The 18,397-nt window shown below is 66.9% G+C and carries 14 protein-coding genes; 5 read left to right on the forward strand and 9 right to left on the reverse strand.

Going from position 1 to position 18,397, the window contains the following annotated elements:
- Nucleotides 1-14: 14 nt before the first annotated feature.
- Nucleotides 15-905: an aromatic amino acid DMT transporter YddG gene (yddG, locus tag AC5QPF_RS13800; RefSeq protein ID WP_494963752.1), complete on the forward strand. Its 891-nt coding sequence runs from the start codon at nt 15-17 to the stop codon at nt 903-905.
- A 27-nt stretch (nt 906-932) separates the two neighbouring features.
- Nucleotides 933-1,835: a LysR substrate-binding domain-containing protein gene (locus AC5QPF_RS13805; protein ID WP_494963753.1), complete on the forward strand. Its 903-nt coding sequence runs from the start codon at nt 933-935 to the stop codon at nt 1,833-1,835.
- A 96-nt stretch (nt 1,836-1,931) separates the two neighbouring features.
- Here the strand turns inward: AC5QPF_RS13805 and AC5QPF_RS13810 are convergent, their stop codons facing one another.
- Complete coding sequence (locus AC5QPF_RS13810; RefSeq protein WP_494963754.1) at nt 1,932-3,164, reverse strand: iron-containing alcohol dehydrogenase; 1,233 nt, start codon at nt 3,162-3,164, stop codon at nt 1,932-1,934.
- Nucleotides 3,165-3,247: 83 nt separating this feature from the next.
- Nucleotides 3,248-4,732 (reverse strand): amino acid permease, encoded by a 1,485-nt coding sequence (locus AC5QPF_RS13815; protein ID WP_494963755.1) that lies wholly within the window; start codon nt 4,730-4,732, stop codon nt 3,248-3,250.
- Between the two features lie 374 nt (nt 4,733-5,106).
- Between AC5QPF_RS13815 and mqo the strand changes: the two genes are divergently transcribed.
- The 3 genes from mqo (at nt 5,107) to AC5QPF_RS13830 (ending at nt 8,161) form a co-directional block, all read left to right on the forward strand.
- The gene (gene mqo / locus AC5QPF_RS13820) at nt 5,107-6,771 is read left to right on the forward strand and encodes a malate dehydrogenase (quinone) (RefSeq protein ID WP_494963756.1); all 1,665 of its coding nucleotides are present in this window, start codon (nt 5,107-5,109) and stop codon (nt 6,769-6,771) included.
- 153 nt (nt 6,772-6,924) lie between these two features.
- Nucleotides 6,925-7,761, forward strand: coding sequence for an AraC family ligand binding domain-containing protein (locus AC5QPF_RS13825; protein ID WP_494963757.1), 837 nt, complete (start codon nt 6,925-6,927; stop codon nt 7,759-7,761).
- A 31-nt stretch (nt 7,762-7,792) separates the two neighbouring features.
- Complete coding sequence (locus AC5QPF_RS13830) at nt 7,793-8,161, forward strand: cupin domain-containing protein (RefSeq protein ID WP_494963758.1); 369 nt, start codon at nt 7,793-7,795, stop codon at nt 8,159-8,161.
- Between the two features lie 288 nt (nt 8,162-8,449).
- Here AC5QPF_RS13830 and AC5QPF_RS13835 read toward each other — a convergent pair whose 3' ends face one another.
- The 7 genes from AC5QPF_RS13835 to AC5QPF_RS13865 form a co-directional block, all read right to left on the reverse strand.
- Nucleotides 8,450-10,060, reverse strand: a complete 1,611-nt coding sequence (locus AC5QPF_RS13835; RefSeq protein ID WP_494963759.1) for a dipeptide ABC transporter ATP-binding protein — start codon at nt 10,058-10,060, stop codon at nt 8,450-8,452.
- Nucleotides 10,057-10,902 carry an ABC transporter permease subunit gene (locus tag AC5QPF_RS13840; protein WP_494963760.1) on the reverse strand — a complete coding sequence of 282 codons (846 nt, stop codon included), beginning with the start codon at nt 10,900-10,902 and terminating at the stop codon, nt 10,057-10,059. Before AC5QPF_RS13840 ends, AC5QPF_RS13835 begins: the two co-directional genes overlap by 4 nt.
- Nucleotides 10,899-11,840: an ABC transporter permease subunit gene (locus AC5QPF_RS13845; RefSeq protein WP_494963761.1), complete on the reverse strand. Its 942-nt coding sequence runs from the start codon at nt 11,838-11,840 to the stop codon at nt 10,899-10,901. Before AC5QPF_RS13845 ends, AC5QPF_RS13840 begins: the two co-directional genes overlap by 4 nt.
- Nucleotides 11,841-11,842: 2 nt before the next feature.
- Entirely contained in the window at nt 11,843-13,429 is a 1,587-nt protein-coding gene (locus AC5QPF_RS13850) for an ABC transporter substrate-binding protein (RefSeq protein ID WP_494963762.1), read from the reverse strand.
- 9 nt (nt 13,430-13,438) lie between these two features.
- On the reverse strand, nt 13,439-14,758 hold the full coding sequence (locus tag AC5QPF_RS13855) for an NtaA/DmoA family FMN-dependent monooxygenase (RefSeq protein WP_494963763.1): 1,320 nt from the start codon (nt 14,756-14,758) through the stop codon (nt 13,439-13,441).
- A gap of 52 nt (nt 14,759-14,810) precedes the next feature.
- On the reverse strand, nt 14,811-17,246 hold the full coding sequence (locus AC5QPF_RS13860; RefSeq protein WP_494963764.1) for a TonB-dependent receptor domain-containing protein: 2,436 nt from the start codon (nt 17,244-17,246) through the stop codon (nt 14,811-14,813).
- Nucleotides 17,247-17,408: 162 nt separating this feature from the next.
- Entirely contained in the window at nt 17,409-18,395 is a 987-nt protein-coding gene (locus AC5QPF_RS13865; protein ID WP_494963765.1) for an ABC transporter substrate-binding protein, read from the reverse strand.
- Nucleotides 18,396-18,397: the final 2 nt, after the last annotated feature.

The following is an 18,397-nucleotide window of genomic DNA, read 5'->3' on the forward strand; positions in this document are numbered from 1 at the left end:
TCAGGGAGAACCCCATGCCTGTCACCGGAGCGCGCCTGGCCACTGTCTACGGCCTGCTCGCCATCCTGCTCTGGAGCACCGCCTCCGGCCTGATCCGCAGCATCAGCCAGGTGTTCGGTCCACTCGGCGGCGCGGCGCTGATCTATTCCCTCGGCACTGTGCTGCTGGTGCTGCTGCTCGGCCGCCCACGGCTGCGCACGGTACCGCGGCTCTACCTGTGGGTCGGCAGCGCACTGTTCGTCGCCTACGAGATCTGCCTGTCCCTGGCCCTGGGCTTTGCCAGCAACGCCAACCAGGCCATCGAAGTCGGCATGCTCAACTACCTGTGGCCGTGCCTGACGGTGGTCCTGGCCATCTTCATGAACGGCCAGCGCGCCCGCTGGCTGATCGTGCCGGGCAGCGTGCTGGCCTTGACCGGGATCGTCTGGGTGGTCAGCGGCAACGGCATTTCCCTGGAGCGGATCCTCGCCAATGTCGGCTCCAACCCGCTGAGCTACGGCCTGGCCTTCAGCTGCGCGATCACGTTCGCCCTGTACTGCAACGTCACCCGCCGCTATGCCAACGGGCAGAACCTGGTGGTGCTGTTCTTCTTCATCACGTCCTGCCTGCTATGGATCAAGTACGCCCTCAGCAGCGAGCACCTGCCGGCCTTCACCCCGGGCAACAGCCTGGAACTGCTGGCCGCCGGCGTGGCCATGGCCGGCGGCTACGCGCTGTGGAACCTGGGTATCCTGCGCGGCAACCTGACCTTGCTGGCCACCGCTTCGTACTTCTCGCCGGTGCTGTCCTCGGCCTTCGCCGCACTGTGGCTGGGGGCGCAACTGAGCGGGCAGTTCTGGCAGGGGGCGGCGCTGGTGGTGGTGGGTTCGCTACTGTGCTGGCAGGCGACGCGGCAGGTAGACTGACAGCCCTTTTGCCGAGCACCGCCGACCATGCTCCGAACCGTCACCGACCTCGACCTGCGCCTGCTGCGCATCTTCGCTACCGTGGTGCGCTGTGGCGGCTTCACCGCGGCCCAGGCCGAGCTGAACATGAGCCAGTCGAATATCAGCATGCATATCGGCAGCCTGGAAAAACGCCTGGGCTATCGTCTGTGCGAGCGCGGCAAGGGCGGTTTCCGTTTGACCGCCAAGGGCCGGCGCATCCTCGATGCGTCGCGGGCGATGTTCGATGCTATCGGCCTGTTCCGCGATGAAGCGCAGGCGCTGTCCGGCAACCTGGTGGGCGATCTGTACGTGGGCATGGCGGACAACGTGGCGACCCTGCCGCAGGCCCGCTTTGGCGAGGCGCTGGCGCGCTTCCACGGGCGCGAGCAGGATGTGCAGTTGAATTTGTACGTCAACTCGCCGACCGAGCTGGAGCTGGCGGTGATCGACGGGCAACTGGACCTGGCGGTGTCGTATTTCAGCCGCTCGCGGCCGAGCCTGGAGTACCTGCCGTTGTACACCGAGGAGATCGGCGTGTTCTGTGGCGATCGTCATCCGCTGTTCGCCGAGGCCGAACCGGACCTGGCGCGGATCGCCGCCTGCAACTGGATCAGCCACGGCTTTCTTCCGGAAAACCAGGAACTGCCGCTGCGCCCGGAACGCAGCCGGGCCACGGCCTACCATATGGAAGCCGTGGCCCATGCGGTGCTTGCGGGGACGCATCTGGGCTATCTGCCGACCCACTATGCGCAGATCTGGCTCGAGCGCGGGCGGATGCGCGCGTTGCAGCCCGAGCGGCTGAAGTACGAGGTGGTGCACAGCATGATCACCTACAACGGCCGGCCGCAGAGCGAGGCGGCGCGGGCGTTCGTCGAAGATCTGCTGGCGGTGCACGGGCTGACCGTCTAAGGGGTTCAGCTCAAGTTACAGGTTTTCATTGGACCCTGTGGGAGCTGGCTTGCCAGCGATTTGGCCGGATCTGACAACCGCTTTGTCATGCTGGCCTCATCGCTGGAAAGCCGCCTCCAACAGGTACTTGTGTTCAGTCTTCAGGCCTTGTTTCAAGTGCCCGGCCACCGCATTCCTGTAGATCCGCGCGTAATCAGCCGCCACCAGCGGCAACGTATTGCTCTGCGACGACGAGATATCCGCCACCGCCTGCTCGCCGACCCAACCCGCATCCTCGCCATTCAAACCCAACGCCTCCAGGGTCGACGGAATCCCCACCCGTGCCCGCAACTCCAGCACCCAGGCCAGCAAGCCATCGAAACTCGCATCCTCCAGTTCCAGGTAGCGCGCCAGCCGCGCCGCATCGCCTTCGATGGCACTGCGATTGGCCACCAGCACATAGGGCAGCAGCACCGCATTGAGCAGCCCATGATGCAGGTGATGCCGTGCGCCCAGCGGATGGGCCAGGGCATGCACGCCACCCAGTCCCTTCTGGAAGGCCACGGCGGCGCTGGACGAGGCGATCAGCATGCCTTCCCGCGCCACCAGGTCATTACCATCGCGCACGGCATTCTCCAGGTGCAGCTTGACCAGCCGCACCCCCTCCACGGCAACCCCTGCCGACATCGGATGGCACAGCGGCGAAAACAGCGCTTCAAGGTGGTGGGTGAGGGCATCCATCCCGGTGGCGGCGGTGAGCTTCGCCGGCAGGCCGGTGGTCAGCAGCGGGTCGAGGATTACGCTGCGGGCCAGCAGTTCGCGGTGGCCGATGACCTTCTTCACCCCGTGCACGGTGTCGGTCAGCACGGCCTCGCGACCCAGTTCCGAGCCGGTGCCGGCGGTGGTCGGGATCGCCACGAGAGGCGGCAGGCCCAGTGCGGGGTAGTCGCCCAGGGTCGGGTAGTGTTCCAGCATCTGCGCCCATTCGAAGCGCTCCAGTCCCTGCGGATCGCGGCTGAGCAGGGCGATGCCCTTGGCCGCGTCCAGCGCGCTGCCGCCACCCAGGGCGATCAGCGAGTCGTGCTCGCCTGCGGCAAACACCGCCACGCCGGCACGGGCTTCGTCGAGGCTGGGGTTGCCGGACAGACCGTGGAACAGCGCGTAGTCGATGCGGGCGGCCAGCAGGTGCTCGCGTACTGCCTGCAGGGGCGGCAGGTCAAGCATGCCGGGGTCGGTCACCAGCAGTGGTCGGCGAATGCCGGCCAGGGCGCAGCGCTGGGCCAGCAGGTCGAGGGCGCCGGCGCCGCAGAAGATTTCGGTGGGGTAGTTCCAGTAGTGGATCGTGGACATGGCCAATTCCTGTTGTCGAGCACGAACCCACCCCGCCGGCCAACGACACCGGTGAACAGGGGCGGGAAACAAGGGGGAGGGGATCAGTCGACGGTGCGACCGGCGAAGCTGAGGCTGGTGGCGATGCGTCGATGGGGCTTGGCCAGCAGCAGGTAGGCGAGGCCGAACAGCGCCAGCGCCGAGAACACCACCACCACCGCCCACACCTGGAACCACGGCGCGCCCGGCGGGGCCAGCAGTTCCCGTGGCCAGGCCACGTTGATCGCCTCGAAGAGCAGCCAGCACACCGCGAAGACATTGATCGCCAGGCCCTTGCGTCCCAGTTGCAGGGCGCCCTTGGCCGGGTCCCAGCGGCCGCTGAGGCGGGCATACAGGGCGCTGACGGTGACGATCAGGAAGACGAAGAAGAAACCACCGCTGCCGAAGGCGATCAGCGTGCCCACCGCCGTAGCGTTGAGCCCCAGGCCGAGGCCGAGGCTGGCCAGCAGGGTGCTGCAGACCATCGCTGCCATGGGCACCTTGCGCCGGTCCACCCGGCGCAGCAGGGTCGAGGCCGGCAGGATGCCGTCGCGGGCCATGCCGAAGATGGCCCGGCCGATATAGGTCTGCACCGAGACCACACAGGCGACGAAGGCGATCAGCACGATGGCGACGAAGGGCCGCTCGGCCCAGGCGCCGAAGGCGTCGGTCACCGCTGGAGTCACCGGGTCGATGATCTGCCCGCTGACCACCGCGGCCGGGTCCTTGAACGACAGGGTCACGGCGAAGGCGGTGAGCATCACGGTCAGACCCACCACCAGCATCGAGCGCAGGATTGCCCGAGGCGTGGACGCCCGCGCATCGGTGGTTTCCTCGGACAGCTGCGAACAGGCATCGAAGCCGAGGAACGCCCAGCCGCACACGGCCATGGCGGTCAGCAGGCCGCTGACATAGGAGCCACCGGAGGCACTTTCCGCGCCCATGCTGCTAAACAGCAGATCGAACGAATGGTTGCGGAACAGCAGCAACAACAGCACACCGATGCCGATGGAGGCAATGGCCTCGGCGAAGATCCCGGCGTTGACGAAGTACTTCAGCGGGTTGATGCCCAGCAGGTTGACCCCCAGGCCCAGCGCCAGCAGGGCCGCAGCGCAGGCCACCTGGGCATTGGCCGAGGGCGGCGCGTCGAACAGCAGCAGGCCGAGCCAGAAGCCGCCGAGATAGGCCACGGTGGTCAGCGAAGCCAGCGCGGCGGCGAGGTACAGGAAACCGGTGAACCAGGCCAGGCGGTCACCCACCAGGCGCCGTACCCACTGGTAGCAGCCCCCGGCCAGGGGAAACTGCGAGGACAGCTCGGCGTAGACCAGCGCCACGCTTAGTTGCAGCAACAGGCACAGCGGCACGATCCACACCCAGGACGGCCCGACGCTGATGGCACCCAGGGACATCACCGAATAGATGCCGACCACGGGAGAAATGGTGGCGAAGCCCACGGAAAACGATGACCACAGGCTCAGGCCGCGGTCCAGCTCCTGGCGGTAGCCGTGGCTGGCGAGCAGGTGCTCGTCGGGATTGGAGGGAACGGACATGGAGGATCCTCGGCAGGTATTGGAGTTGTTATCGAGATCCGGTGCCTCTGTGGGCACTCGAGGTTCTGTCGCAGGTTATGCCGGGTACGCGTCAGGAAAAATTCATGAATGCTTCGGCTGGCATCAGGATTTCTTGATGTATGGCGGGTAGCGAACTAAAGGCCGGAGTCCGTCGTTCGTGATATTGACAAGCAAGCCCGGCCCCGGCAGGTCCGGGAGTCTCAGCTAACCTTTGAACTGTTCGTCGATGGCGGGCCTCGAAGTCCGTGTCTGTCATCGAGCTCGTGCCTTGCGTGCAACCAGGGGCGGGCAGTCGGTCCATCGGGCAGGGAACCTACGCCAATCACACCGAGGCGCGCCTCGTGGGAGAGAAGATGAATATGCGGATCAAATGGACGGGCGCACTGACCGGCCTCGCGCTGGCCTGCAGCCTCGCCAGCGTCCAGGCGGCGGAGCCGAAGAAGGTCGACGTGCTGCTGGTGGGCGGCGGCATCATGAGTTCGACCCTGGCCATCTGGCTCAACGAGCTGGAACCGGGCTGGTCGATGGAAATGGTCGAGCGCCTGGACAAGGTCGCCGAGGAAAGCTCCAACGGCTGGAACAATGCCGGCACCGGCCACTCGGCCCTGGCTGAACTGAACTACACCCCGGAGAAGGACGGCAAGATCGACATCACCAAGGCGGTGGAGATCAACGAGTCGTTCCAGATCACCCGGCAGTTCCTCGCCTGGCAGGTCAAGGCCGGGGTGTTGAAGAACCCGCGCTCGTTCATCAACACCACGCCGCACATGAGCTTCGTCTGGGGTGACGACAATATCCGCTTCCTCAAGAAGCGCTACGAGGCCCTGCAGGCCAGCCCGCTGTTCCGTCCGATGCAGTATTCCGAGGACAACGCGCAGATCGCCAAGTGGGTGCCGCTGATGATGGAAGGCCGCGATCCGCAGCAGAAACTGGCGGTGACCTGGACCCCGATCGGCACCGACGTCAACTTCGGCGAGATCACCCGGCAATACGTGGGCTACCTGCAACAGCAGAAGAACTTCAGCCTCAAGCTGTCCAGCGAGGTCGAGGACATCACCCGCAACGCCGATGGCTCGTGGCGGGTCGAGTACAAGAACCTCAAGGACGGCAGCAAGAGCACCACCGATACCAAATTCCTGTTCATAGGTGCCGGCGGCGCGGCCCTGCCGCTGCTGCAGAAATCGGGGATTCCCGAGGCCAAGGACTACGCCGGCTTCCCGGTGGGTGGTTCGTTCCTGGTCACCGACAACCAGGACATCGCCCTCAAACACATGGCCAAGGCCTATGGCATCGCCTCGACCGGCGCGCCGCCGATGTCGGTGCCACACCTGGACACCCGGGTGCTGGATGGCAAGCGGGTGATCCTGTTCGGCCCGTTCGCCACCTTCTCCACCAGGTTCCTCAAGGAAGGTTCGCTGCTGGACCTGTTCGCCAGCATGTCGGTGCACAACGTGTGGCCGATGGTGCGGGTCGGCGTGCGCGAGTTCGACCTGGTGAAATACCTGATCGGCCAGCTGATGCAGAACGACGACGACCGCTTTGCCGCGTTGCAGACCTACTTCCCTCATGCGAAGAAGGAAGACTGGCGCCTGTGGCAGGCCGGCCAACGGGTGCAGATCATCAAGAAGGACGAGAACCAGGGCGGCGTGCTCAAGCTCGGCACCGAGGTGGTGACCTCCAGGGACGGCAGCATCGCCGGCCTGCTCGGTGCCTCGCCGGGCGCTTCCACCGCGCCGCCGATCATGCTCGACCTGATGGCCAAGGTGTTCAAGGATCGCCTGGCGTCGTCGGCCTGGCAGGAGAAGGTCAAGCAGATCATCCCGAGCTACGGAACGCACCTGAACGACGACCCGGCGGCTGTCGAGAAGGAGTGGGCCTACACCAGCGAAGTGCTGCAACTGGCTCCGGCGCCGGGCATCGACCAGCGCCAGGATCCGGCCAATCCGCAGAACATCGATCCCCTGGGGCAGAAGCATGGGGATGAGGATCCGGACCTGGATCCGGATGCGGCTCAATAGGGACTTCTTCGCTAGCCTCAAGGGCCCCATCGCTGGCAAGTCAGCTCCCACAAGGACCGCGTACACCGCGAACCCTATGGAAGCTGACTTGCCAGCGATGGGGCCCTTGAGGTTATATCCTCGCCCTTGGTCTTCACTCTGGACGGAGCGGCCATGCCGCAAGACGCTGTAAAAACCGACTGGGTCTTGCGCACCGCCGAACCTGGCCGTATCGAGCGCATCGAAGCCTGGTTCGGTGGTCACGGCTACGACCCCCATCGCCACGACACCTATTCCATCGGCCGCACCCTCTCTGGCGTGCAGAGCTTCCGCTACAAGGGCGCCCAGCGCCACGGCGTGCCGGGCAACACCCTGGTCCTGCACCCGGACGAGGTACACGACGGCATGGCCGGCACCGATGCCGGTTTTCGCTATCGCATGGCCTATATCGACCCCGCGCTGATCCAGCAGGCGCTGGGCGGCGAGCCGCTGCCGTTCATCGCTGGCGGCCTGTCCGCCGACCCGCGCCTGTACCACGCCAGCGAAGCCTTCGTGCAGGCCATGGATCATCCGCTGGAGCCGATGGAAGAAGAGGACGCGCTCTACGACCTGGCCATGGCCCTGCGTGCGGTGGCCGGCAAGCCCCGCGGGCGCAAGCGCCTGGACTGCGTGGCCGCCGAGCGTGCCCGCGCCTTCATCCTCGAACACCTGGACACCAGCATCACCCTGGACATGCTGGAGCGCGCCAGCGGCCGCGAGCGCTGGAGCCTGTCGCGGGATTTCCGCGTGCTCTACGGCACCAGCCCTTATCGTTTCGTCACCCTGCGCCGGCTCGACCGTTTCCGTGGGCTGATCCTCGCCGGCTTTGCCCTGGTGGACGCGGCGCTGATCGCCGGTTTCCATGACCAGAGCCATATGACCCGGCATTTCACCCGCTGCTACGGTCTGCCACCATCGCGCTGGCTGGAACTTGCAGGATCGTACAAGAAGCTCGTCCCGGCCCTTCGCTAGGCTTGCCGCTCCAACCAACGAGGAGCCAAGCATGACCACCGACACCCCTATCGACCTGCGCCACAAAGCCTCGCTGATCCAGGCGCAATGGAGCCCGCGGGTGGTCGCCGAGATGAACGACTACCAGTTCAAGGTGGTGCGAATCGAGGGCGATTTCATCTGGCATGACCACCAGGACACCGATGAGGCCTTCCTGGTGCTGGAGGGCGAACTGCGTATCGACATGCGCCACGGCAGCGTGCGCCTGGGGCCGGGCGAGTTGTTCGTGGTGCCCAGGGGCGTGGAGCACAAGCCGTATGCCGAGAAGGAGGTGCGGCTGATGCTGATCGAGCCGCGCGGAGTGCTGAACACCGGGAATGAAGGGGGAGAGCGGACGGCGCAGAACGATCTCTGGATCTGAGCCCGGCACCGATAATGGCGCCGGCTCGCTAGCCTCCGCTACTGGCCAGGCCTTGCAGAGGATTTGACGTACCGTTTTTCGAGCATCACCGTGCGTAGTATTTTCAGCAGCTTCTGGTCGTCGACCGGGGCTGCGAATATCGGGTTGCCCTGCATACCGCGAAGCGCCGGCAAGCCTATTGCCTGGCCTACGTAAGGGGCAATTTCCACAAGGCCTGGGGCGAGCCGATATCCTGCGGCTGGCAGTGGACCTGTGGGAGCGGGCATTGCCCGCGATGGCGTCCGCACGCTACACACCGACCAGGCGCAATTCCTCGCCCTTCACCACCAACCGCCCCGGCATATCCTCCAGCAATCGCCGCGTGTACTCGCTCGCCGGCCGTTCGAACACCTGCTCGGTCGGCCCGGCCTCCACCAGCCGCCCCTGGCTCATCACCAGCACCTGGTCGCTGATTCCGCGCACCGTCGCCAGGTCATGGGAGATGAACAGGTAGGTCAGCCCAAGGTCCTTCTGCAGTTGCTGCAACAGCTCCAGCACCTGCGCCTGCACTGGCGCATCCAGCGCTGACAGCGGCTCGTCCAGCACCAGCAACTCTGGCTGCACCGCCAGCGCCCGGGCAATGGCAACGCGCTGGCGCTGGCCGCCGGACAGTTGCGCGGGACGCCGGTGCAGCAGCTCGCCCGGCAAACCGACCCGTTCCAGCAATTCCAGCACCCGCCGCCGGTCATCCCGGCGTTCGCCAATGCCGAAGGCACGCAGCGGCTCGCTGACGATCGTCAGCAGGTCATGGCGCGGATCCAGTGCGGCATAGGGATTCTGATAGACCAGTTGCACCCGTCGCCGATAACCGTGCAACTCGCGCCGACCGGCTCCCAGCACCTCCAGCCCGTCGAAGCGCACGCTGCCGGCACTCGCCTGTTCCAGGGCAAGAATGATCCGCGCCGTAGTGGACTTGCCCGAGCCGGACTCGCCCACCAGGCTGGTAGTCGTCCCCCGTTGCAGGCTGAAGCTGACCCCGTCGACTGCCGCCGATCCTTGCCGAGTGAAGCAGCGCTGAAGGCTGGTTACCTGCAACAACGGCACCTCCCGGCTGACCACCGGGGCGGCACGCCGTTGCTGCAACCGCGCCAGCGGCGAGGCCTGCAGCAACTGCCGGGTATAGGGATGCCGCGGCGCATGCCACAGTTGTGCCGGCGTGCCGCTTTCCAGCAGGCGGCCATGGCGCATCACCAGGATGCGGTCGGCACGGTCGAGGGCCACGGCCAGGTCGTGGGTGATCAGCAGCAGGCTGCTGCCACGCTCGCGCACCAGTTGCTGCAGGCGGTCGAGGATCTGCCGCTGCACGCTGACATCGAGGGCGCTGGTGGGCTCGTCGGCGATCAGCAGCGGTGGATCGTTGGCCAGGGCGATGGCGATCAGCACCCGCTGGCACATGCCGCCGGAGAGCTGGTGGGGATAGCGCGCCAGCTGCTGCTCCGGGGCCGGCAGCCCCACCTCCTGCAACAGCGCGACGGCCCGCAGGCGCGCCTCGGTCCTGCGCACGCCGTGCACGGTCATGGCTTCGATCACCTGCTCGCCGATGGTCTTCACCGGGTCCAGCGAGGTTCCGGGATCCTGCGGCACGAAACCCACCAGGCGGCCGCGGCGCTGGCGCCAGTCGCGTTCACTGAACTGCTCCAGCGACTGCCCGTCGAGCCACAGTTGCCCCTGCTGGCGCGCACCCGCCGGCAGCAACCCGGCCAGGGCGGCGGCGGTGGTGGACTTGCCCGAGCCGGACTCGCCCACCAGGCAGACGGTCTCGCCAATGCCGATCTCCAGGTCGAGCCCGGTCACGGCGGGCTGCGCCGCCCCCGGATAATCCACGCCGAACTGGCGGATACGCACCCGTGGTGAACTCATGACGCTTCTCCTTGCAGACGTTGCAGGCCGCGGGCCAGTTGCTGGGTGGCAAGAACCACCGTGGCGACCACCAGCCCCGGCAGGGTGGTGTACCACCAGGCCACTACCAGGTAGTTACGCCCTTCGGCGATCAACAGGCCCCATTCCGGTTGCGGCGGCGGCGCGCCGAAGCCGAGGAAACTCAGCGCCGATACCGCCAGTACCGCACTGGCGAACTCCAGCGCGGCCAGGGCCAGCAAGGGCCCGGCGGCGTGGGGCAGGACATGCCGGCAGAGGTTGCTCCAGGGGCCGACGCCGACCACCCGCGCCGCCTCGACGAACACCCGACTGCGCCAGCGCAGCACTTCGCCACGGGCCAGGCGGGCGAACACTGCCACCGACGACAGGCCCACCGCCAGGGCGATTTCCAGGGTGCCGAAGCCCAGCGCGGTGACGATGGCCATGGCCAGCAGCAGTGCCGGGATCGCCATCAGCACTTCCACCAGCACCGCCAGCACCCGGTCCGCCCAGCCGCCGAACCAGCCGGCGATACCGCCCAGCAGGCTGCCAAGGACCAGGGCGATCAGCACGGCGATGCTGGTGGCCTGCAGCGACAGTGCTGCGCCGTGCACACAGCGGCTGTAGAGATCGCGGCCGAGGTGATCGGTGCCGAACCAGTGCTGCGCCGAAGGCGCCTGCAAGGTCTGGGTCGGATCGGCGAGCAGGGGATCGAGGCGGGTGAAGAGTCCGGGCCAGAAAGCCCAGCCCAGCAGGATCAGGAACAGCACCAGGCTCAGTGCCACGGGGAGCCCGGGCCAGATTCGGGCAACACGGCCCGGGGAAAGGACGGCGTGCAGGATCATGCTCGGTGCTCCGGTTGGCGCAGGCGTGGATCGAGATGCGGGTAGACCAGGTCCACCAGCAGGTTGCTCAGCACATACAGCGCCGCCGCCAGCAGGACCACGCCCTGGACCACGGCGATGTCCTGGCTGGCCACCGCGGCCTGGGCCAGGCGACCGATGCCGTCGCGGGAAAACACGGTCTCGGTGACCACCGCCCCGGCCAGCAGGTTGCCGAGCAGGGTGCCGGTCAGGCTCAGCACCGGGATCGCCGCGTTGTGCAGGACATGCCCGCACAGCAGTCGCCAGGGTCCGACGCCTTTGCTGCGCAGGGCCTGGACGAAGGGCTGCTGGCTGACGCTGGCGATCGAGCGACCCAGCACCTGGGCGATCATCGCCGCGCAGGGCAGGGCCAGGGTCAGCGCCGGCAAGACCAGCCCGGCCAGGCCGTGGTCGCCCATGGCCGGCAGCCAGTGCAGGCGGAAGCTGAACAGTTGCAGCAACAGCAGACCGACCCAGAAGGTCGGCAGCGACACCACTACGGCCGGGGCGTTGTGCAACACCCGCGAGCGGAAACGTTGCGCCAGCAGCGCTACGCCGATGCCTGGCGGCAAGGCGATCAGCAGTGCCGCCGCAGCCAGCGCCAGAGTGCCCGGCAAGGCGGCGGAGAGGGCCTGGCTGACCGGCTTGCCGGTTTGCAGCGAGGTGCCCAGGTCCAGGTGCAGCACGCGCCACAGTGCGCCGCCGTACTGTTGCCAGAGGCTGCCGTCGAGGTGGTAGCGGGCGCGCAGTTCGGCGGCTTTCACCGGGTCCGCCAGCCCCGGCTCGCCGCCCTGGGCCAGGAGGATCGCCACCGGGTCGCCGGGCAGCGCGTAGAGAATGGCGAAGGACAGGCTGAACGCTGCCCACAGCACCAGCGCGGCCTGGGCCAGGCGCCAGGCGAATCGGCTCGAAGTGTTCATTGTCAATGACCTCCCAGCCACGTGTCGTAGAACTGCAGGCGGGTCGAGGCCTCGTAGTGCAGGCCGCGTACCTCGTTGCGGAACGCCGTGACCGTGGCGGCCTCCACCAGCGGGATCACCAGGCCCTGCTCCAGCAGTTCGTTGCTGGCCTGCCGGACCAGCGCACCGCGCTTCGCCGTCTCCAGGCTGGCGGCGGAGTCCAGCAACAGCGCATCCACCGTTCCGGGGGCACGCACGTTGACGTTGCGCCCGGAGGCGAGGAATACCGTGCGCAGCACGTCGGGATCGGCGCGGGTCAGGTTGAAGAACCACAGGCTGTAGTTCTGCCCGGCCTGCAGGGCGGTGACCTGGCCGATGGTGGACTTGTTCAGGTGCAGCTCGATGCCGACCTGGCGCAATTGCTGTTGCACCAGTTCCAGCACCGGCGTGGTGGCCTGCCAGTAATCCACGCTGAAGCCCAGGCGCTTGCCGTCGCGCTGGCGCCAGCCGTCGGCGCCTTTGTGCCAGCCGGCCTGGTCGAGCAGGCGTGCGGCGCCGTCTGGGTCGTAGGCCAGTTGGCTGCTCTGGTCCTGGTAATAGGGCGTGCTGCTGGCCAGTACCGAGGTCGCGGGCTTCTGGTAGCGCGAGATCACGCCTTGCAGTTGCGGGCGATTGATCGCCTTGTTCAGCGCCTGGCGCACCGCCAGTTCGTCCAGCGGTGCCCGCGAGACGTTGGGCGTCAGATTGAAGACGATGCCCGGGTTGGGCCGGTTGATCGACGGCACACCCTGGTCTTGCAGCACGGACTCGTCCTGCACCGCCACGCTGGTGTTCACGTCGATCTGCCCGGACAGCAGGCTGCCCAGGCGTACGCCGGACTCCGGCAGGATGTGGAACTCGATGGCGTCGACCCAGGCGCGACCATGGTGCCCGGCCAGGGACGAGGGCCAGGCGTAGTCCGGCCGCGCGTCGAGACGCACCACCTTGTTGTGCTCGAAACGGTTGACGGTGAACGGCCCGGACCCCACCAGAGCACCCTGGCAGCGTTCCTCGGCGGAGCGCTTGAGGGTCGCCGGCGACAACAGGCCCAGGCTCATGGTCGAGCTGGCCTGGAGGAACTGGGCATTGGCCTGCTTGAAGGTGACCTGCACGCTCAGCGGTGCGGTGACCTCCACCGATTCCAGCCCGGCCAGGTAGGTGCCGGCCAGTTGCGCCAGGGCGCCGAGGGCGAGGATGGACTCGAAGTTGGCCTTGACCGCCGCCGCGTCGAGCGGAGTGCCATCGGCGAAGGTCACGCCTTCGCGCAGGTGGAAAGTGAACTGCCGCGAATCGTCGCTGACCTCCCAGCGCTCGGCCAACCAGGGCACGATCTCGGCGCTCTGTGGGTCCTGGTCGGTCAGCGAGTCCACCAGTTGCCGGCCAACGTTGAGCGCGGTGTTGTTGCCGGCCTGTTGCGGGTCGATGCAGTTCGGGTCGCCGTCGAAGGCCACCCGCAGTACCCCGCCATGGCGCGGTTGCGCGGGGTTGCCGGCGCTTGCCGCCTGCTCGGGCGTGCCGTCGCAGCCGGCCAGCAGCAGGGCGAGGGTCAGCGTTGCCAGGGGTCGGATCATGGACACTCCTCAGAAGAACCGGTTGGCGCGGTAGGGCAGGCCGAGGTTTTCCCGCAGCGTGGTACCGGCGTATTCGCGCTGGAACAGGCCACGGCGTTGCAGCTCGGGCACCACCCCGTCGACGAAGTCGTCGATGGCCGAGTGCAGGCCGCTGAACATGATGTTGAAGCCGTCGGCGGCGCCGGCCTCGAACCAGGCCTGGAGGTCGTCGGCGATGCTTTCAGGGGTACCGATCAGGATGCGATGGCCGCCGGAGGTGAGCTGGTTGAACAGCTGGCGCACCGTCGGGCGCTCGCGGCGGATCAGGTCGAACACCAGCTTCTGCCGGCTCTGGTGGGTGTTGGTGGTAAAGCTTTCCGGGGGCAGCGGCACCACCTCGTCGAAGGGCAGTTCGGAGAGGTCGTAACCGAGGCTGACGAACTTCGAAATTGAGCTGAGGAAGGCTTTGGGTTCCAGCAGTTCCTGCTGGCGGTCGTACTTGGCCTGGGCTTCGGCGAGGGTCTTGCCCACCACCGGAGACACGCCGGGGAGGATCTTCAGCTCGTTGGCACCACGGCCGAAGCCGGCGGCCGCCTGCTTGGTTTCCGCATAGAAGGCCCGGCCCTGCTCAATGGTGTGCTGGGCGGTGAAGATCAGCTCGCCGACCCGTGCCGCCAGGCGCTTGCCGGCCACCGAGGCGCCGGCCTGGGCCACCACCGGATGGCCCTGGGGCGAGCGCGCCACGTTGAGCGGGCCGCGTACCTGGAAGTGCTCGCCCTGGTGGTCGAGCACATGCAGCTTGTCGATATCCAGCCAGGTGCCGCTGGCCTTGTCCTGGACGAAGGCGTCATTGGCCCAGCTGTCCCACAGGCCGCTGACCACGTCGTAGAACTCCTCGGCGCGGGCGTAGCGGTCGTCGTGCTCGACATGGTCCTGGCGGTTGAAATTCTCGCCTCCGCCGAGGGAGGTGACCAGGTTCCAGCCGGCACGGCCACCGGTGAGCTGGTCCAGCGAGGCGTATTTGCGCGCCACGTTGTAGGGCTCGTTGTAGGTGGTGCTGGCGGTGGCGATCAGGCCGATATGGCGGGTGCTGGTGGCCAGCGCCGGGGCCAGGATCAGCGGGTCCCAGCGCACGCTGTTGGGCCCGCGCTGCAGGGCCAGGTCGAGCTTGACGTCGAGGGTGTCGTTGAAGAACAGCGAATGGAAGCGCCCGGCCTCCAGTTTGCGTGCGATGTACTGGTAGTGCGCAAGGCTCTTGAAGGTGTCCAGCGGCGCTTCCGGCAGGCGCCAGGCGCTGCCGCTGAGGGTACCGGGGATGAACGCGCCGAGGACGAACTGGCCATGGCTCATGGGGTTTCTCCTGGCGCCCGCCGACGACGGCGGGCGCGGTGGTCGGTGGGGGTCAGAAGTTGTAGGCGATGCGCGTGTACCAGAAGCCGCCATAGGGATCGAACGGCGAGATCGAGCCGAATTTCGGGAAGCCGTTGACGTCGCCCGCCGGGTACGCGGCGTTATCGGCGCGTACGTCGAACAGGTTGTTGGCGCCCACCGCGATATCGAAGTGATCGGTCAGGGCGTAGGCCACTTCCAGGTCGGTCAGCCACTTGGCGCCGAAGGTCACGTCGTAGTTAGGGTTGGCGTCGCGGGCGGTGACCTTGTCGTAGCGGGTCACGGCGGCGTTGATGGTGAAGCGCTCGATCTGCCAGTTGGCGCTGAGGATCAGTTTGGTCTTGGGGTTGGCCACGGTGAGGTAGCCCTGGGCGACGCGGTCGAACAGCTCCAGGTTGTTGCCGGCGGCCTTGAGCGCGCCAGGCGTTTGCTTGATGTCGTCGATCTCGGTCTTGTTGTAGTTGGCGCCGAGGCCGTACTTGACCTGGCCGAAGCGGCCATAGTCGACCCGGTAGTCGGCCACCAGGTCGATGCCGCGGGTGGTGGTGTCGGCGGCGTTAGTGAAGTATTTGATGCGGTAGCCAGGCTTGTAGCCGTTAGCGACCAGGGCCTGGTCGACGCCGTTGCCGTAGAGGAAGCCGGTGAGGGCGATGCGATCGCGGATCTCGATCTGGTAGGCGTCGAGGGTCACGCTGGCCTGGGGCAGTGGCTGCCAGGTCAGGCCGAGGCTGATGTTGCGCGATTTTTCCGGGGACAGGTCCTCGGCGCCCAGGGCCCGAGCCAGGGCCGAATCGACCCGTGCGGTCTTGGCTTCGACGAACTGGGCGACGCCATTGACGGTGGTGTACTGGTTGGCGGTCTGGGCATACACCGACTGCGACAGTGACGGGGCACGGAAGCCATTGCTGACGGTGCCGCGCAGGGCGAAGGTCGGGGTGAAGTCATAGCGCGCGGTGAGCTTGCCGCTGCGGGTGTTGCCGCTGCTGTCGTCGTATTTCTCGAAGCGCGCGGCGGCGCCCAGGTACAGCTTCTCGGTGGGGTTGAGGCCGACGTCGAGGTAGCTGGCGTAGCTGTTGCGGCTGGCCTGGCCGGCATCCTCCGGGGTCAGGGTGATCGCGCCCTGGGCGCCCACTGAGCCGGGCTGCCCGGCCAGTGGTCCGCTGGGGTAGATATAACCGCCATTGATGTAGGACAGCGGATCGTCTGACTCGGTCTTGTAGCGCTCGTGACGATGCTCCAGACCCCATGAGACTTGCAGCGGCTTGCTCAGTCCGACTTCGAAGGCACGGGTCAGGTCGAGGTTGTTGGTCCACTGGTCGAAGGTGTTGGTGTAGGTGTCGAAATGGGTCGGGCTGGTCGGGCCGAGGGAGGCGTTGAGGGTTTCGTCGGCGCCGGCCTGGCTCTTGGCGCGGCCGAAGGTGGAACTGAGGTCCCAGTGCCACTCGGCGAGCTCGCCCTTGCCGCCGGCGGCGGCCTGGTAGTCGGTTTCCTTGAGGGTGTAGAAGGGCGCGGTACCGTCCGGGTAGATCTCGGGAATGATGTTGGTCGAGTTGGGCCGGCGGTAGTTCTGCCCGCCCTTGGCATCGCGCTGGCTGACGGTGGAGAAGGAATACAGGGTCAGGTCGTCGCTCACCGGCAGCTCGGCGTTGTACGACAGGTTGATCGCCTTGATCTTCGGCAGGCCGTTCTTCTGCACCTCGCGGTCGGCGGTGGCGTTGCGCGGGTCGCCTGCGAAGTACAGGTTGCCGGTGGCCTCCCGCGAGCGGGTTGCGGTCTGCACCGACTTGGCGTCCAGGGCGTAGTTGAAGAAGCCGCCGTTGTCGCCCAGGGCCAGACCCTGGTTGAGGGTCTGGCGCAGGTTGCCGCCGTCGCCGTTCTCGTAGTACTCGCCGTACTGGGTGCTGACCGAGCCGCCGTTGTCGTTCTGCTTGAGGATGATGTTGATCACCCCGGCGATGGCGTCGGAACCGTATTGCGCCGAGGCGCCATCGCGCAGTACCTCGATATGGTCGATGGCGCTGACCGGGATCAGGTCCAGGTCCACCGGGTTGGTGCCGTAGGCGGCAGTGGAGTCGAGGTTGATCACCGAGCTGTTGTGGCGACGCTTGCCGTTGACCAGCACCAGCACGTTGGAGCCGTTCAGGCCGCGCAGACTGTAGGGGCGGGCGACGCTGTCGTTGGAGGTGCCGGAGGGGCGTTGGGAGAACGACGGCAGGGTTTTCTGCAGGGCTTCGCGCAGGCTGCTGGAGCCGGTCTGCTCAAGCTGCTTGCTATCGATCACGTCGATCGGCGCCGGGCTGCTGGTGACGGTGCGCACTTCGCTGCCACGCGAGCCGGTGACGATCACCGTGCCCAGCGCGGTGTCGTCGGCGGCCTGGGCCAGCGGGGTGAAGAGGTAGCCGGCAAGCAGCGCCGGGGCCATGGACAAGGGGGTGAATACGGACTTCATGACGGTTCCTAAGGGTTCGATTGGCAGTCAGGCCCTGGATGTGCGATCGAACGGGCTCTCATCGGTTGCTTTCAGGTTTTCCAGGCATGGCCGGGCCCGCGGGAGGTCCATTGCTCCCGTGGTCTGGCATGCCTGTGTCTCGTCCGGCGCGCGCCGGTACGCTTATGCCGCGGCGGATCCCTGGCCGCTGAGCAAGGAAGTGAAGCGCCGGTCCCAGAAGTCGCGGACCGCCAGTGGTTGCCTGAGCAAACCGCTGTCGTGGAACAGGTCGGCGATGCGCTGCTGGGCGGCGATGTCCTCTTCGCTCACCGGCAGCAGCCGGCAGGGGCGCTGGCGCTGGTTGAACTGTTGCAGGTAGAGCGTGCGGGAAATCCCGGTCAGGGCTTCGTTGCGCTCGGCCCAGGCCTCGGGGTTGCGCTCCACCCAGTCCCAGGTGGCGCGCTCGCGTTCGAGAAAGTCGGCGATCTGCGCCTGCCTGCCTGGCTGCTCCAGCACCCTGGCGCTGGTGGCGATCAAGTAGTTGCCGCACTGGTAGCGGCTGGCTTCGTCCAGCACCTGGCCGTCCATCTGCGCGAGGGCCTGCAACGCGCCGATACCGCCGGCGACGATGGCGTCGAGATGGCCGTTCTGGAAGGCGACCAGCGCATCCCGCGCCGGCATGGGCCGGGCCTGGATATCGGCGAGACCCAGGCCGTTGTCGCGCAGCAGGTTGAGCACCAGGTAGTGGGTGTCGGTGGCACGCACGAAGCTGATGCGCTTGCCCTTGAGGTCGGCGAGGGTGCGGATGCCGCTCTCGCGCTTGACGATCAGGGCGCTGCGGTTCTGCTCGCCCTGATAGCTGGCAATCAGCACCAGCGGGTTGCCGGCGGCACTGGCGAACAGCGGCAGCACCGGACTCATGAAGGCGTAGTCGAGGCTGGCGCTGGCGAAGGCTTCGAGAACCATGGCGCCGCCGGGGATATCCACCCAGTCCACGGGGTAGGGCGTGCCGGCCTGGCCGGCATCGGCAAGAAAACTCGCGGCCTGGCCCTTGTAGCGCCAGACGCGCAAGGCTTCGCTGCTGCCGGCCAGCGCGGAGACGGCGCCTGCGGCCAGGCCGAGCACTGCGCTGTGGCGCAGGAAGCTGCGGCGGTTGAGGTGGATCGCCATGG

Source organism: Pseudomonas sp. Con_6 (assembly GCF_059379395.1).

Coding starts and splice junctions, on each gene's coding strand:
- AC5QPF_RS13830 (WP_494963758.1), top strand. CDS start 7,793: ATGACCACCGACACCCCTATCGACCTGCGCCACAAAGCCTCGCTGATC.
- AC5QPF_RS13865 (WP_494963765.1), bottom strand. CDS start 18,395: ATGGCGATCCACCTCAACCGCCGCAGCTTCCTGCGCCACAGCGCAGTG.
- yddG (WP_494963752.1), top strand. CDS start 15: ATGCCTGTCACCGGAGCGCGCCTGGCCACTGTCTACGGCCTGCTCGCC.
- AC5QPF_RS13835 (WP_494963759.1), bottom strand. CDS start 10,060: ATGAGTTCACCACGGGTGCGTATCCGCCAGTTCGGCGTGGATTATCCG.
- AC5QPF_RS13805 (WP_494963753.1), top strand. CDS start 933: ATGCTCCGAACCGTCACCGACCTCGACCTGCGCCTGCTGCGCATCTTC.
- mqo (WP_494963756.1), top strand. CDS start 5,107: ATGAATATGCGGATCAAATGGACGGGCGCACTGACCGGCCTCGCGCTG.
- AC5QPF_RS13845 (WP_494963761.1), bottom strand. CDS start 11,840: ATGAACACTTCGAGCCGATTCGCCTGGCGCCTGGCCCAGGCCGCGCTG.
- AC5QPF_RS13815 (WP_494963755.1), bottom strand. CDS start 4,732: ATGTCCGTTCCCTCCAATCCCGACGAGCACCTGCTCGCCAGCCACGGC.
- AC5QPF_RS13840 (WP_494963760.1), bottom strand. CDS start 10,902: ATGATCCTGCACGCCGTCCTTTCCCCGGGCCGTGTTGCCCGAATCTGG.
- AC5QPF_RS13850 (WP_494963762.1), bottom strand. CDS start 13,429: ATGATCCGACCCCTGGCAACGCTGACCCTCGCCCTGCTGCTGGCCGGC.
- AC5QPF_RS13825 (WP_494963757.1), top strand. CDS start 6,925: ATGCCGCAAGACGCTGTAAAAACCGACTGGGTCTTGCGCACCGCCGAA.
- AC5QPF_RS13810 (WP_494963754.1), bottom strand. CDS start 3,164: ATGTCCACGATCCACTACTGGAACTACCCCACCGAAATCTTCTGCGGC.
- AC5QPF_RS13860 (WP_494963764.1), bottom strand. CDS start 17,246: ATGAAGTCCGTATTCACCCCCTTGTCCATGGCCCCGGCGCTGCTTGCC.
- AC5QPF_RS13855 (WP_494963763.1), bottom strand. CDS start 14,758: ATGAGCCATGGCCAGTTCGTCCTCGGCGCGTTCATCCCCGGTACCCTC.